The organism is Microbulbifer mixtoriginis (SeqCode), assembly GCF_052466695.1.
In genome coordinates, this window is sequence record NZ_CP174285.1 from 3,715,010 (window position 1) to 3,730,303 (window position 15,294).

Consider the following 15,294-nt stretch of genomic DNA (forward strand, 5'->3'; position numbering starts at 1 on the left):
CCTTTGCGTTTGTTGCTGGATAACTGCTTTACGATCACCCTTTCCGGATCACTCCACGCTGATCAGCTGCACTGTGCCATCCGGTAGCACTTCGGCGATATTGCCTTTGGGCTCCTCCAGGAACAGGCAGGCGAAGAAGATCACCGCTGCTGCGCCGCAGATAATCAGGAAGAACTGGCTGTAGCTGACATAAGACAGGGCGGTAAGGAAAGTAACCGCACCCACGTTGCCGTAGGCTCCGGCCATACCGGCGATCTGCCCGGTCATGCGACGCTTCACCAGGGGTACGACGGCGAATACGGCACCCTCACCGGCCTGCACGAAGAAAGAGCAGCACATGGTGGCCACTACCGCAGCGGGAATCCACCAGCCGCCGTTGATCTGGCTCAGTACAAAGTAACCCACTGCCAGGCCGCCGATCAGGAACATCAGGCTGCGGCGGCGTCCCAGTTTGTCAGAGAAGTATCCACCGGTTGGGCGAGCCACCAGGTTCATAAAGGCGAAGCCAGAGGCGAGCAGGCCGGCCTTCACCGGGCTCAATCCTTCAAAGGTTTCCAGGAAGAACAGGGGCAGCATAGAAACCACGGCCAGCTCTGAGCCGAAGGTGACGAAGTAGGCCAGGTCGAGGATGGCTACCTGCTTGAAGTTGTATTTCTCCAGCTCGGGCACACCTTCGCGCAGGTGGTCTTTGTTTACATTCCAGATCATGCGGGTCTGGAAGGCGAACAGTGCTACCAGCAGTCCCCACATTGCGTAAGTGGCATTCTGGCTCAGCAGGGCTACGCCACTGGGAGACAGTTTGTAAGCCAGCGCTGCCAGTGCCAGGTACATGGGCACATTCATCAGCAGGTAGAAGTAGAAATCCCGCTTGCTGGTCACTTCCAGGCCGCCGCTCTTTTTCGGTTTGAAGTAAGTGGAACCTTTAGGAGTGTTGCGGGCAACGCGGTAGTAGATGATGCCGTACAGGCCGGCGATGATGCCGGTGAGGCCCAGGGCATAGCGCCAGCCGTCTTCACCGCCGAACAGCAGGGCGATGGTGGGCAGGGTCATGGCACCGGCAGCAGAACCGAAATTCCCCCAGCCGCCGTAAACACCTTCTGCCAGTCCCACTTGTTTGGCCGGGAACCATTCACCCACCATGCGGATACCAATTACAAAGCCGGCACCCACAAATCCCAGCAGGAAGCGGAACAGGGCCAGGGATTCATAACTGTCTGCGGTGGCAAAGCCCAAACAGATTAAAGATGAGGTCATCAGCAGCCCGCTGTACACCAGGCGCGGCCCCAATTTATCCACCAGCATACCGATAATGATTCGGGCGGGGATGGTGAGTGCCACATTGAGGATTAACAGGGCTTTTACCTGCTGGCTGGTGAGGTCGAACGCTTCCTTGATAAAGACCATCAGCGGAGCGTGGGAGAACCACACCACGAAAGTCAGGAAAAACGCAAACCAGGTAACGTGCAGCGTCTTTATTTTGGGATCGCCCCAATTAAATAAATTGAGGCCGCTGGATTGACTCATGACTATTTTCTCCGGCTTCACAGCAATTTAGAGGTGGATAGGGTCATGGCCGATAGTATTTGAGCAGCGCTACAGGGAAAGTACACAAAGGGGGTAGTTGGGTACTGAATAAAGGCTTTGCTGCTTGGTGTTAGCCCATTTGGGGTAGTGCCTTTTAAGGGGAGCTGCTGCCTATTGAATAAGATTTACCCCTTGTTGAGTAGTCATAAAAAATCGTCTTGTGAGCGGAGAGTTTTTGGGAGTAATTGTGATTACCGGGGTTTTTATGCATCTTGCTGGCAGGTGGCCTTTACCAATACTGCTCTTTTCAATCCGTTCGTAGCGGCGCAACAGGTGCGTATTGATCGGGCAGCCGATGTGGTGACCAAATCATTTTCCCGAAAACTGAAAAAATAGGAGAAGCCCGCGGTGCAATATACCCAGCAACTCGCCGGGCGTGTGCTGATATTTGCTTCGGCCATGTTTGCTGCGAACTTTTCCGTGTGGACACTCTATGCAGTGCTTGGAGTAGAAGTCCGCGAGCAGCTAGACCTCTCAGCCACAGAATACGGCATCTTACTGGCCGCGCCGATCCTGAGCGGTGCGCTACTGCGTTTTCCCGCCGGATTGTTGGTGGAATATTTCTCGGCAAAAAAACTTATCCTCCTGCAAATGCTATTGCTGCTGCCGGTGCTTTTATTCTTGCCCTATATCGAGAGTTACGGTGAGCACCTACTGGCCGGTTTGTGGCTGGGCATTTCCGGGGTCTCCTTCGTATTGGGTATTCGCTATATCACCCCGTGGTTCGAAAGGAGGCAGCAGGGCACCGCAATGGGCATTTTTGGTGCAGGCAATGCCGGGGCGGCTATCACCCTGGCCCTGGCGCCAGCGATCCAGAATTGGCTGGGGCGTGAATGGATTGGGCCGATTTATGCGGTTGGTATTTTGCTTATGGTGGTGTTATTCGAATTTTGTGCGCCTGAAGAAACCCGTTATATGCGCAGTCGCAACAAGGCAAAAATTCAGCACCATCTAAGACCACTGATGCAGATCAAGGTGTGGCGTTATGGGCTCTATTATTATTTTGTCTTCGGCAGCTTTCTCGCACTTTTACTGTGGCTGCCGAATTACTACCTGGCGGTGTACGAAGTCAGTACCCAGGTGGCGATGGCGCTGACCCTGCTGTTTGTGGCCTTGTCCAGTTCGCTGCGTGCGCTGGGTGGCTGGTTTGCAGATCGCTATGGTGCGCGCACGGTGAATTGGAGTGTGTTCTGGACCTGCTTGGTATGCCTGTTTTTTCTCAGTTACCCCCCAACCAGTATGACGATTCACGGGGTGGAACGGGATGTGCATCTAAATATCGAGGTGGGCATTGAGTTGTTTACCCTGCTGTTGCTGGTAATTGGTATTGCCCAGGGGTTTGGTCGCGCTTCGGTTTACAAGGCGCTACACGATAATTTTCCGGCACATATGGGCAGTGTCGGTGGCACTGTAGCCACAATCGGTGCGCTGGGTGGTTTTACTCTGCCTGTGCTGTTTGGTATCGCACAGGATTTAGTGGGTATTCACAGTGCGGCATTTATGTTGCTCTACGGCGTGCTGGCAGTTTGTATGTTGGTAATGTACCTGGCAATCCAGAGGGAGCAATATCAACAGCGTTTGGCCTTCGCCAGGCAAAATAATTTTTTGCATGAGGATGCGAGTAACTCTGCGGCTTTGCCAGATAGGTAGCGCCCACTACCAAAATGGAATTATGTGTGTGTAAAGGGTAGGAAGTATTTATTTTTTCTGCCGAGAAAAACTGTGGTTTCAACCACGTCTGAAAAATTGTAATTTGTCACTGTCACTCCGTTGTTGCAAAGGAAAAGCGTAATGACCATTTCCAGATTTCCCAAAATTTTCGGTGCTTTACTGTTGGGGGCCTGCAGCACAGTCGCATTGCAGGCCGCTGCGCAGGATGGTGAAAATGCCACTCTTGTCGACGCGCTTAAATCCGGTGAAGTCGGGTTGAATCTGCGTTATCGCGTAGAGATCGTCGACCAGGAAGATTATGACCAGGATGGTATTAATGGGGATGCACTCGCGTCCACTCTGAGAACCCGCCTCAACTGGCGCAGCGGCAGCTACCGCGGCTTCAGTGGTTTTCTTGAGATGGACGATGTTACTGCAGTCGGTAACGACAATTACAACTCCACCGTCAATGGTAAAACTAATTACCCGGTAGTGGCCGATCCAGATGGCACAGAGGTTAACCAGGCCTATATCCGTTATAACGGTGAGAATTCCATAATTACTGCTGGTCGCCAGCGTATTAACCTCGATGGCCAGCGCTTTGTTGGTGGTGTTGGCTGGAGGCAGAACGAGCAGACTTACGACGGCATTCGCTATCAATATGGCAGCACAGACAGCCTGCAGCTGGACTACAGCTACGTGTACAACGTAAACCGGGTTTTTGGTGAAGATAGCGCCGGCGCCGAATTTGAAGGCAATATCCAGCTACTCCATGCCAGCTACCCGGTGGCCGAAAACCATAAAGTCAGCGGTTTTGTTTACAGCCTGGATTTAGAAAATTTCGTGAATAATTCCAGCCGCACCTATGGGGTGGATTACAAAGGAAGTTTTGGCCCTGTAAAAGCTAATCTAAGCTACGCGCGCCAGGACGATACCGGGGACAACCCCTTCGACTACAATGCCGACTACTATCTGGCGGAAGTTGGCGCAGACCTGGGCCCGGTAACCGCAAAACTCGGTTATGAAGTACTGGGTTCTGATAATGGCGTTGGTTTCAAAACGCCGCTGGCTACCCTGCATAAATTCCAAGGTTTCACCGACCAGTTCTTGGTGACTCCAGGTGAAGGCATTGAAGATATGTATATCAGCGGTGCTATGAAACTTGTGGGTGGCAAGTTGAATATGGCCTATCACAATTTTGATGCGAATGAAGGTTCCGCAAATTATGGCCATGAGTGGAATATCAGCTACGGCCGCAAGCTGACAGATGAAATTTCTGCACTGGTGAAATACGCCTCTTACCAGGCTGACGATCACAACGTGGATACCGACAAGTTCTGGTTAATGGTTACCGCCAATTTCTAATTAAATAAAGCCGCTCCATAGCGAGGCCCCGGCTCTAGCCGGGGTTTTACTTATAAAAACCGACTAATTTCTTTAGAGGAATTTTCTGTTTTTAGTAATTCTGCCTACTGAATTTCTATTTTGTGATGTTATTTCCCTTAATGGTTGGCATCACTGTGAGTACCTAAGGAGTACCACCTTTGCCCCAAGCATAAATTAACCAGCTTGATACACTGACATCAGTTTAAACACCGAGTCCCGCTACCTAAACAGCGCCGTTTTTTATTGACGTTGCAAGGTGCCGGGACCGTGGCCGTACCGGCCACCAGGGTCTAGCGGGAAACTGCGCGGCCTCCCGAAATTGGAAAGGCGTTTAATGTTACAAGACAATTTTGGCCGTAGGTTTTACTACCTGCGCCTGTCCGTGACGGACATCTGCAACTACCGCTGCAACTATTGCCTGCCCGAGGGCATCGGTTGCGGACGTTCCCTGGAAGGGGAAAATCCTCTCTCAGTCGCTGAGGTGGGCACATTGGTGCGCGCTTTCGCTTCACTGGGTACGGAAAAGGTACGCCTTACCGGCGGAGAGCCCTCCCTGCGCAAAGACCTGGTGCCGCTGCTCGAAGCCGTGCGCGCTAGCGATAAGATTCGCCGCTTAGCCATCACCACCAACGGTTACCGCCTGCCCAGTCAGATTGACGACTGGCACCGCGCCGGCTTGGATCAGGTGAATGTCAGTATCGACAGCCTTGACCCGGCTCAATTCCACCATATCACCGGCCACAATCGCCTGGATAAAGCCTTAGCCGGCCTGGATCGTGCCCTGGCCCTGGGTATTGATACCAAGGTCAACGCAGTGTTGATGCGCCAGTACAACCTGGCCGAGCTGGATAACTTCCTCGCCTGGGTTCGTGAGACTCCGGTGACCCTGCGCTTTATTGAATTGATGCGCACCGGCGATAACCGCGAGTTCTTCGCCAGCAACCATGTCTCCGGTGGCGATATAGAAACCTTGTTGCTGCGGGAAGGCTGGGAGCAGGTGATCCGCACCCGCGATGCCGGCCCGGCGCGGGAGTATTTCCACCCGGATTACGCCGGTCGTATCGGCCTGATTACCCCTTACGGCGAAGACTTCTGTGCAAGCTGCAATCGCCTGCGGGTATCGGCCCAGGGCAAGCTGCACCTGTGCCTGTTTGCCGACCAGGGCTTTGATATGCGCGAAATCATTGCCGATGGCGATAGTGAGGCACTGGCGGCCCATATCCGCGAGTTGATTGTGGATAAGACCGCAGGCCACCAGCTGCATGAAGGTTTCACCGGCGCCACCCGCAATCTGGCGATGCTGGGGGGCTAGGATTATGGCCAGGGCTCTTGTTAGTAAATCGACAATCGGCGTGGTGCTGGCCGGTGGCCGCTCCAGCAGGATGGGCCGAGACAAGGCCCTGCTGGCCCACCCCCAACGGGGCAATTTTTTGCAGCATGCTGAGGCATTGCTGAGAGAGCTTCCTCTGGAAAAAGTCGTCACCAGCGGCGCCCGCCCCGGAGCGATTGAAGACCTGGTGCCAGAGCGGGGCCCTCTGGGCGGCCTATATTCGGTAGCCCTGGCAACCGGTGCCGATGCGGCCCTGGTGATCCCGGTAGATATGCCCCTGCTCGGGCGGGAGCACCTCGCAGAGTTATTGGCAGAGGGGCAGGCAAGTGGCCGGCCCTGTTATTTTGAAAACTTCTTTTTTCCCCTGTGGCTGCCTTTAAATGGCGACTGCCTGGATTATTTGCGCCGTGCCGTCGAAGGCAGTGCGCGCAATTCTGTCGGCGCGCTGCTGCGTCACCTGGGGGCCAAATCCATACCCATAAAAAGTGCCGGCGATTGGCATCGCAATATCAATACGCCGGCAGATTATCTCGGCTTGAGTACGCCGGATAAAACTCCAGAAAACAGTTTTTTGAGAGACCACTGAATATGTCCGCACACGCTAGCAAAGAATTTGTACCGCTCAATATCTCGGTACTTACCGTATCCGATACCCGCAACGAGCAGACCGATACCTCTGGCCAGTACCTGGTGGAAGCCCTCAAAACTGCCGGCCATCAGCTCGCGGATAAGCGCATTACCCCGGATGATGTTTACCAGATGCGCGCGGTGGTCTCCGCCTGGATTGCCGATCCGAAAGTGCAGGTGGTATTGGTGACCGGCGGTACTGGTTTTACCGATCGCGACTCCACGCCAGAGGCCCTGAGCCCGCTGTTCGATAAAACCGTCGACGGCTTCGGCGAGCTGTTCCGCCATATTTCCCTTGGGGATATCGGCAGCTCCACCGTGCAATCCCGCGCGCTCGCCGGCCTGGCTAATCGCACACTGATATGTTGTATGCCTGGTTCCACCGGAGCCTGCCGCACGGCTTGGGAAGGCATATTGCTGGAGCAACTGGATGCCCGCCACAAGCCCTGTAACTTTATCCCTCATGTGCGCTTTGCCAGCGCGCCCTGCGAGAGCCGGGGGTAATTTGTGAGCCAATTAACCCATTTAAACCAGCGCGGCGAAGCCAGCATGGTGGATGTTACCGAGAAGGACATCACTGACCGCAGTGCCCTGGCCGAGAGTAGTATCAGTATGAGTGCAGAGGCTTTTGCACTGCTGAGTCAAGGGGCACACAAAAAAGGCGATGTGCTTTCTGTAGCTCGTATCGCCGGCATCCAGGCCGCGAAGAAAACCTCGGATTTAATTCCCCTGTGCCATCCGCTGGCGTTGACCAAAGTAGCGGTGGATTTCGAGTTACAGCCGGAAAAGCACAGTGTGCATATCACCGCTTTCTGCCGCCTGGCCGGGCGCACCGGAGTAGAGATGGAAGCGTTAACCGCAGCTTCGGTAGCGGCGCTGACCATTTACGATATGTGCAAAGCCGTGGACCCGGCGATGGAAATCGGTCCGACCCGCCTGCTGCAAAAAACCGGCGGTAAGCGCGGCCACTGGCGCGGCGATGCTGCGGACAAGGCGTAAAAATTTCAGAGGTGTAAAGCGATGGTAAAAGTTCTGTTTTTCGCGCGTCTGCGCCAGCAATTGGGCATGGGCGAGACTACCCTGGAGGACTTTTCCGGCAGTCTCAGCGAGTTGCGTAAAACCCTATGTGAGCAGCACCCGGATTGGAGCCCGCACCTGCAAAGAGACGATATCCGTATGGCCCTGAACCAGGAGCTGGCAGAAACCGGAGCCCAGGTGAAGGCTGGGGATGAAGTTGCATTTTTCCCGCCGGTTACCGGCGGTTAGTGGTGCCAATATGAAAGTCGTTGATCGTATTGAAGTCTGTGAAGCGCCCCTCGACGTAGCGGCTGAATATACCGCGCTACAAGGCAACAGTGCCGATGGTGCCTGCGCCCTGTTTGTGGGTTCGGTGCGGGACTTCAATGCCGGTAGTGATGTCTGCGGCCTGGCCCTGGAATACTATCCGGGCATGACTGAAAAAAGCCTGCAACGGATTATCAATGATGCCCGCGATCGCTGGTCCTTGGGTCGTGTGACTATCGTCCACCGGGTTGGCCCCATGCAGATCAACGATGAAATTGTTTTTGTCGGCGTTACCAGCCCCCACCGTCAAGCCGCCTTTGCCGCCTGCCAATACATCATGGATCGCCTCAAAACTGAGGCGCCTTTCTGGAAGCGCGAAGCGGTTGCGGATGAGTCCGGTAAGCCTTCAGAGCGCTGGGTCGAAGCCCGGGCCAGTGATGCTGCGGAGATGGAAAAGTGGTCCGCCGGCTGAGCCTGCTGCTATCCGCTTTACTGGTGGCCATCGCGCTACCGGTTAATGCGGATAACTGCACCTTGCGGGTGGCGGTAGCGGCCAGCTTCCGCCCGGCACTGGAAGAGGTACTGCCAGCATTTGAGCGTCGCCATGCCTGTGTGGTGCAAATCAGCAGTGGCAGCTCAGGGGTGCTCTACCAGCAAATAGCGCACCGCGCGCCCTTCGATTTATTCCTGTCTGCCGATCGCGAGCGACCTGAACTGTTGGAAAAGCAGGGTGGGGCACTGGCCAACAGTCGTAAGACTTACGCCCTGGGTTTACTGGCTCTCTGGCACCCAAAATCGGAATCGAATATCGAGCAGTTACTGCAAACCTGGCCTGATAAAATTGTACTAGCCGATCCCAAAGTAGCACCCTTCGGCAGTGCCGCCCGGCAGGCGCTGCAGAGCCTGGACTTGTGGAAGAAAAAACAAACTCAATTAGCCCAGGCCCACAATGCAGGCCAAGCCTATTTAATGCTGGATTCCGGCAATGCGCAGCTGGGCTTTGTCGCCGCCAGCCAGATGCAAGCAGCCGGCCGCGATAACTACTGGTTGCTGCCGCAGCGTTTGTACAAACCCATTGAACAGCAGCTGCTGATTCCCGCCCAGAGTCGTCGGCCTAAAGAGGCGCAGTCCCTCGCTGAGTATTTGCGTTCAGGGGAAGTGCAGGCGCAACTGCACCACCTGGGTTACGGTGTTTTGCCGACTCAATATCGAAGTAGAGATGGAGGGAGTGGCTTATGAATATCGCCGCTGCCGACTGGCAGGCCCTGTGGCTAACTTTGAAATTGGCCGGCTTAACTACCTTACTGCTGTTTATTATCGGCGTGCCCTTGGCCTGGAAGTTGAGCCAATGGCAGAGTCGCTGGCGCCACGGTATCGAGGTATTAATAACCCTGCCGCTGGTACTGCCACCCACGGTGTTGGGCTTTTATTTACTGCTTTTATTTTCTCCCAACTATGCCCCCGGGCAGTGGCTGTCACACATTTTTGATGGCCCTTTGGTGTTTTCCTTTACCGGCCTGGTGTTTGCGTCAGTGATTTATTCCCTGCCGTTTATGGTGCAGCCGCTGTTGGCCGCGTTTAATGCCAATGGCCAGCGCCTGACCCAGGCTGCCGCAGCACTAGGTATACCGCCCTGGGCGGCATTATTAAAAGTTCTTTTGCCGGCGAGTCGCGCCGCTATTGTGAGTGCCTGCGCTTTAACGTTTGCCCATACCCTGGGTGAGTTCGGGGTAGTGCTGATGATTGGTGGCGCTATTCCCGGTGAGACCCAGGTGGTTTCTATCGCTCTTTATCAACATGTGGAGGCGATGGAATACGGCGCGGCGCACCGGTTGGCTTTAATGTTGATGGGGATTACTACGGTACTGCTACTCGCTGCCCGTTGGCTGGGACATAGTTTGGCTCCGCGCGGATCAAACAGCGAGCGTGTTAAACCGGTAATGGGGGTGCTGGGTTAATGGAAATCACCTTACCCCTATTCGGTACTGCGTCTACCACTTCTGATTCCACCGGACTGAGTGTTACAGGGCTGGTGACTCCGCTTAACGCTGCGACTCCCTGGCAATTAGAGCTGCCAGCCTCTGGAGTTTTTGGCCTTACCGGTCCCTCCGGCAGTGGCAAGAGCACCCTACTGGCTGCTTTGGCTGGCCAGCGAAACTGCCGTGGCAATATCACTTTTGCCAATACGGTTTGGCAGCGCGGACGCCGCGCCCTGGCTACCCACAAAAGAACGCTTTCTTTGGGCTTTCAGGATAGCCGCCTGTTTGCTGGCCAGTCGGTGGCAGATAACCTGGCACTGGCCCGCCGTTACAGCCGCAGGCCACTGCCCGAGGAAGAGTGTGGTCGGCTGCTAAAGGCTTTTGGTATTGAAGCGCTGCTACATCAGCCGGTGGAGTTACTCTCTGGTGGAGAGGCCCAGCGAGTGGCTGTATTGCGCCAGCTTTATAACAACGCGCCGCTGCAATTATTTGATGAGCCGCTTTCAGCGGTTGACCGCGCCCAGGTACTGCGGCGCCTATTGCCGACCCTACGGGATTTCTGGGCCCGATATCCGGCGCTGGTAATCTGGACCAGTCACGATTTTGATGAAATCCAGCTGCTAGCCCAGCGCTGTTTGTGGATGGATTCTGCCAATTTGTCCGCGCCACTTCCTTTACCTGAAGTTGCCCAGCGCCTGGATAGCCACGGCGTAGGGGATAGTTGTCGCAGCCGGATTGAAGCGCGAGTGGAATCCCTAAACGATGGCCTGCTCACTTTGGATTTAGGGGGGATTTCCATCTTTGCAGATAGGGTGGCAGGCCATTATCGAAAAGGCGATACCGCAGCTTTTCTGCTGGAAGCTGGAGATATCAGCCTCAGTGTAGAGAAGCCAGGCCTGTCCAGTATCCTCAATTGCCTGCCGGTAACTTTAGTTGCTAAGCAGAACCTTACCGATGGCCGCATGCGTTTACAGTTAGCCGCTGCTGATCAGGTGTTCTACGCAGATATTTCCCGTCTCTCCTGCGAGCGCCTAGAACTGCGTGAAGGCACTACCTACTTTGCCCAGTTTAAGGCCGGTAGTCTTGCCGGTTTGTAAGCCTCTTATTTCTCTTTGAATAATCTTGTACTGAAAACTTCTGTGGAATATGGAGGTTCGAAATGGCTGTGGAAAAAGGTATCGCTTCTCCACCAGTGCATCATAAAAAAGGGGAGGTAAAAACCTCCCCGAAGCAACGGTATCCCGTGAGTGAAACTGAATTAAGGGTTATAGAACTCCCCGTTTTTACGCAGGTAGAACCAGTAGTTAACCACCAGGCAAACCGCGTAGAAGATGGCAATGCCTGCCAGGGCGTATTCCGGGGTAGTGGCTTTGATCTGCTCGCCGAAGACCTTGGGAATATAGAAGGCACCGTAGGCGGCAACTGCTGAGGTCCATCCCAATACCGGACCTGCCTGCTCTTTCGGGAACACCATGGCGATGGTGCGGAAGGTAGAACCATTGCCGATACCGGTAGCGGCGAACAGCACCAGGAACAGCAGGAAGAAGGGCAGGAAGAACTCTTCCGGCGTGGCTGAGCCGTAGGCGGCCTTCATGTAATAGGCCACACCCAGGGCACTAGCCACCATGATTGCGGCACAGATTTGGGTAACCAGGGCTCCGCCGATACGGTCGGAGATCCAACCACCTACCGGGCGAATCAGGGCGCCGATAAATGGCCCCATCCAGGCGTACATCAGGGCGCTGGGGCCGTTGTTGTTGATGGTATCGTGAGTCATAACCCCGTCCACCATCACATGGCTGTACCCGAAGATCACTTTGATCGCCAGGGGGAAGGCCGCCGCGAAACCGATAAAGCTGCCAAAGGTCATGGTGTAAATCACACTCATTACCCAAGTGTGCTTGTTGTTGAAGATGCGGTACTGGCGTTGCAGGCTGGTTCTGATCTCACCGGGCAGCAGTTTCAAACCGAACACGGTGGCAGTGATTACCAGCACCAGCACGATTTCCTTGGGCACGCCCCAGCCAGAACCGTTGGCCGCTTCGGGAAGCAGCAGCCACAGACCTGTGATTGCGGTGAAGAGGCCGATTCCCAACATCATGGTCATCTTCATCATGGCACCGAGCGAGCTGCCCACATCCGGGGTGACTTCGTCGGTGCGCAGATTGTTCATGCCGAACCAGCCCACAAAGGCCAGCGGAATCAGGAACAGCAACCATACAAAACCGGCATTTTGAATCCACGCTTCAGAACCGGCCGGTATCTTGCCTATCAGTGAGCCAGAGCTGCTCACCAGAATCATGGGGTCGCCGCCAGCAGCGCCGAAGGCACCGAAGGTCATAAATAGCGGTACCAGGATCTGCATAGTGGTAACACCGAAGTTACCCAGGCCTGCATTCAGGCCAAGCGCTAATCCTTGTTTTTCCTTGGGGAAAAAGAAGCTGATATTGGACATGGAAGAGGCGAAGTTACCACCGCCGATACCAGACAGCAGCGCCAGTAATTGGAATACCCACAGTGGAGTCTCCTTGCTCTGCAGGGCGATACCGGTGCCGAGTGCGGGGATCATCAACAGGGCTGTGGTAAATACAATGGTGTTGCGCCCACCGAACAATCGAATAAAGAAACTACTGGGTATTCGAAGGGTAGCGCCGGTGAGGCCGGCGATGGCCATTAGGGTAAACAGATCGGCTTTGGCAATGGGAAAGCCAAGGTTGAGCATTTGAACGGTAATAATGCCCCAGTAGAGCCACACGGCGAAGCCGCACAGCAAACTGGGAATGGATATCCACAAATTCCGGTTTGCGATTTTCTTGCCCTTGGACTGCCAGAATTTGCTGTCCTCCGGGGCCCACTCGTAGATGTCAGACACGGCGGCCACTCCTCCTCGAAATGATTCGTACAGCCACTATGGGCCGGGGTTTGAGCCTACTCAATTACCAACAGGAAGTAACCCTTTTGCCCTGGAGTAATAGCTACCTCTTAGGGGGTAAGTGCCGAGGTGGGACGCTATGGTAAAGTCACTGTACAGATTTAAACCAATTTTCAAATTGAAGCGGGGCTCTCTATGATTTCTTCTGCTACGGTAATGATGGTCGATGACCACCCGCTATTTCGCAAAGGCCTTAAACAATTATTTGCAATGGAGCCCGGCCTGGAGCTGGTGGCCGAGGCCAGTAGTGGAGAGGAAGCGCTGGTGCTGGCCAAGCAACACGAGCCGGACCTTATTCTGCTGGACCTGAATATGCGCGGTATGGATGGGCTGGATACACTGCGCGCAATGCGTGCTGCAGATGTTTCCTCGCGTATCGTGATACTCACCGTTTCTGATAATAATGCCGACGTGGTGTCTTGTATCCGCGCCGGTGCCGATGGCTATCTGCTCAAGGATATGGAGCCCGAGGATATTCTTGAACAAGTCATTCTGGCTACTCATGGTAAACTTGCAATCAGCCAGCGCCTCACGGAAATTCTCGCCTCGGCACTGCGCAAACCGGATAACTCCGGAGCGGATATTCTCTCCTCTCTCACAAGTCGTGAATACCAAATACTGCAGTTAATCGCCGATGGCCTGAGTAACAAATTAATTGCTCGCGAATTAGATATTAGTGATGCAACAGTGAAGGTGCACGTTAAACACTTATTGAAGAAATTGGGGATGCGCTCCCGTGTGGAAGCCGCTGTGTGGATGGTCAATCAAAGGCGCCCTGATTTCCAGGATCGAAACCACTAATCACTCTGCCCCAACCGCAAAGGACTGAAGTAAGAGAATTTCTCTATGCCCACTATCGACTGCTGTAGCCAACCGGGTCTGATGCCCATAGAAAGTGCCCGCGAAAAACTTCTCGAAGCACTGAGTCCAATCAGTGGCACTGAGACTTTGCCTCTGGCACAAGCCGCCGGTCGAGTATTGGTTGAGGATGTTATCTCCACAGTAAACCTGCCCCCCTGCGACAACTCTGCGATGGACGGTTACGCCCTGCGCTTTGAAGACTTGGCCAGTGGCTTACCGTTAGAGCTGATCGGCAAATCTTTTGCCGGTGCACCTTTTGACGGTGTGGTGAACCCGGGCACTTGCGTGCGCATTATGACGGGAGCCGCAGTACCCGCCGGTGCGGATACGGTGGTGATGCAGGAAAATGTCGATGCCCAGGAAGAGTCGATACGTATAAACGGTGAAGTTCGCCCTGGAGATCATATTCGCCGCTGCGGTGAAGATGTGGCCGAAGGAGCTGGCCTGCTTAAGGCCGGAGAGTGTATCAGCGTTCCCCATATCGCCCTACTCGCCGCTGCCGGTGTTGGCACAGTGGCAGTAGTGCGCAAACCAGTCATTGCCCTTTTCTCTACTGGCGATGAACTGCGTCAGCCCGGCGAAGCCCTGGGTAAAGGCGATATCTACGATAGCAACCGCATCGCTCTATTGGCTGCTCTCGATCAGTTGGATCTGGAAATTTTGGACTTGGGTATTTTGCCAGATAACAAACAGGCCATTACCAATGCCTTGCAACGCGCTTCCCAAGAGGCCGATGCCATTATTACTTCCGGTGGTGTCTCCGTTGGCGAAGCGGATTACACCCGCGAAGTGTTGGAAGAACTGGGAGAGATCGGCTTCTGGAAAGTGGCGATGAAGCCAGGCAAACCTTTTGCCTTTGGTTTCCTACAGGGAACCCCTTTCTTCGGCCTACCCGGCAATCCGGTTTCCGCTTTGGTTACTTTCTACCAGCTGGCCGTGCCGGCCCTGAGTGTGATGAAAGGCGATCAGTGGACTGGCCCGCAGGCCTTACAGGCAAAACTGTTAAAACCCCTAAAGAAAAAGCCTGGCCGTACCGATTTCCAACGTGGTGTTTATGGCACTGATGAGAATGGGACTTTGGTGGTGGAGCCGGTTGGCACCCAAGGGAGCCATATTCTTTCCGGCCTGGCTGTTGCTAACTGCTTTATCGTTTTAGCGCGAGATAGCGGCAGCGTAGAGGCTGGGGAACAGGTGGTGATTGAGCCATTGGGGGTGCCGTTGGGGTAGGGCTGCTAATAGACTTTTGTGGCTGGCCTGAGCCGATATATGTCTATCTAAGAAAATTTGTCTGAAGCTGATGTAATCAGAGAGGATTAGCTTCGCCCTTTGGGCTCGCTGCTCTACGGCAGCTTTGCTGCCTCCGAGTCGAATCTGAGTTCGAACGAAGCCTGGGAGTTAGCCATATACAAAGAAGCCCGCATAAGAGGCTGGTGTGCGTGAGGATTAGCTTCGCCCTTTGGGCTCGCTGCTCTGCGGCAGCTATGCTGCCTCCGAGTCGAACCTGAGTTCGAGCGAAGCCTGGGAGCTTGCCATATATAAGGAAGCCCGCTTATGCGGGTGGTGTGCGGGAGGATTAGCTTCGCCCGTTGGGCTCGCTGCTCTACGGCAGCTTTGCTGCCTCCGAGTCGAACCTGAGTTCGAACAAAACCTGGGAGTGAGCC

At 54.5% G+C, this 15,294-nt stretch carries 15 protein-coding genes and 1 riboswitch; of the genes, 13 read left to right on the top strand and 2 right to left on the bottom strand.

Going from position 1 to position 15,294, the window contains the following annotated elements; translation table 11 throughout:
• Window positions 1-48: 48 nt before the first annotated feature.
• Window positions 49-1,524, bottom strand: a complete 1,476-nt coding sequence (locus ACJJI0_RS16165) for a NarK family nitrate/nitrite MFS transporter (protein WP_020413728.1) — start codon at window positions 1,522-1,524, stop codon at window positions 49-51.
• Between the two features lie 408 nt (window positions 1,525-1,932).
• Here ACJJI0_RS16165 and ACJJI0_RS16170 point away from each other — a divergent pair, with 408 nt between their 5' ends.
• The 11 genes from ACJJI0_RS16170 to ACJJI0_RS16220 all read left to right on the top strand — a co-directional run bounded on the left by ACJJI0_RS16170 (window position 1,933) and on the right by ACJJI0_RS16220 (window position 10,937).
• A complete protein-coding gene (locus ACJJI0_RS16170) occupies window positions 1,933-3,234 on the top strand; it encodes an MFS transporter (RefSeq protein WP_444883389.1) in 1,302 nt (433 codons plus the stop codon).
• A 141-nt stretch (window positions 3,235-3,375) separates the two neighbouring features.
• A complete protein-coding gene (locus ACJJI0_RS16175; RefSeq protein ID WP_444883390.1) occupies window positions 3,376-4,599 on the top strand; it encodes an alginate export family protein in 1,224 nt (407 codons plus the stop codon).
• Between the two features lie 216 nt (window positions 4,600-4,815).
• Window positions 4,816-4,966, top strand: a riboswitch (molybdenum cofactor riboswitch).
• Window positions 4,955-5,932 carry a GTP 3',8-cyclase MoaA gene (gene moaA, locus ACJJI0_RS16180; protein WP_444883391.1) on the top strand — a complete coding sequence of 326 codons (978 nt, stop codon included), beginning with the start codon at window positions 4,955-4,957 and terminating at the stop codon, window positions 5,930-5,932. (Overlaps the previous riboswitch by 12 nt.)
• A gap of 4 nt (window positions 5,933-5,936) precedes the next feature.
• Window positions 5,937-6,536: a molybdenum cofactor guanylyltransferase gene (gene mobA, locus ACJJI0_RS16185; RefSeq protein WP_444883392.1), complete on the top strand. Its 600-nt coding sequence runs from the start codon at window positions 5,937-5,939 to the stop codon at window positions 6,534-6,536.
• A 2-nt stretch (window positions 6,537-6,538) separates the two neighbouring features.
• A complete protein-coding gene (moaB, locus tag ACJJI0_RS16190; protein WP_444883393.1) occupies window positions 6,539-7,081 on the top strand; it encodes a molybdenum cofactor biosynthesis protein B in 543 nt (180 codons plus the stop codon).
• Window positions 7,082-7,084: 3 nt separating this feature from the next.
• Window positions 7,085-7,576 (top strand): cyclic pyranopterin monophosphate synthase MoaC, encoded by a 492-nt coding sequence (moaC, locus tag ACJJI0_RS16195; protein ID WP_282930383.1) that lies wholly within the window; start codon window positions 7,085-7,087, stop codon window positions 7,574-7,576.
• A gap of 21 nt (window positions 7,577-7,597) precedes the next feature.
• Window positions 7,598-7,843 (top strand): molybdopterin converting factor subunit 1, encoded by a 246-nt coding sequence (moaD, locus tag ACJJI0_RS16200; protein ID WP_282951930.1) that lies wholly within the window; start codon window positions 7,598-7,600, stop codon window positions 7,841-7,843.
• Window positions 7,844-7,853: 10 nt separating this feature from the next.
• A complete protein-coding gene (gene moaE, locus ACJJI0_RS16205) occupies window positions 7,854-8,333 on the top strand; it encodes a molybdopterin synthase catalytic subunit MoaE (protein WP_444885941.1) in 480 nt (159 codons plus the stop codon).
• A complete protein-coding gene (gene modA, locus ACJJI0_RS16210) occupies window positions 8,318-9,100 on the top strand; it encodes a molybdate ABC transporter substrate-binding protein (RefSeq protein ID WP_444883394.1) in 783 nt (260 codons plus the stop codon). The genes moaE and modA overlap by 16 nt, the downstream gene beginning before the upstream one ends.
• Window positions 9,097-9,819 carry a molybdate ABC transporter permease subunit gene (gene modB / locus ACJJI0_RS16215; RefSeq protein ID WP_444883395.1) on the top strand — a complete coding sequence of 241 codons (723 nt, stop codon included), beginning with the start codon at window positions 9,097-9,099 and terminating at the stop codon, window positions 9,817-9,819. The genes modA and modB overlap by 4 nt, the downstream gene beginning before the upstream one ends.
• Window positions 9,819-10,937: an ATP-binding cassette domain-containing protein gene (locus ACJJI0_RS16220; protein WP_444883396.1), complete on the top strand. Its 1,119-nt coding sequence runs from the start codon at window positions 9,819-9,821 to the stop codon at window positions 10,935-10,937. The genes modB and ACJJI0_RS16220 overlap by 1 nt, the downstream gene beginning before the upstream one ends.
• Before the next feature lie 161 nt (window positions 10,938-11,098).
• Here the strand turns inward: ACJJI0_RS16220 and ACJJI0_RS16225 are convergent, their stop codons facing one another.
• Window positions 11,099-12,712, bottom strand: coding sequence for an MFS transporter (locus ACJJI0_RS16225; RefSeq protein WP_444883397.1), 1,614 nt, complete (start codon window positions 12,710-12,712; stop codon window positions 11,099-11,101).
• Window positions 12,713-12,907: 195 nt separating this feature from the next.
• Here ACJJI0_RS16225 and narL point away from each other — a divergent pair, with 195 nt between their 5' ends.
• A complete protein-coding gene (gene narL / locus ACJJI0_RS16230; protein WP_252084129.1) occupies window positions 12,908-13,573 on the top strand; it encodes a two-component system response regulator NarL in 666 nt (221 codons plus the stop codon).
• Window positions 13,574-13,618: 45 nt separating this feature from the next.
• Complete coding sequence (gene moeA / locus ACJJI0_RS16235; protein WP_444883398.1) at window positions 13,619-14,860, top strand: molybdopterin molybdotransferase MoeA; 1,242 nt, start codon at window positions 13,619-13,621, stop codon at window positions 14,858-14,860.
• The last annotated feature ends 434 nt before the right edge of the window (window positions 14,861-15,294 follow it).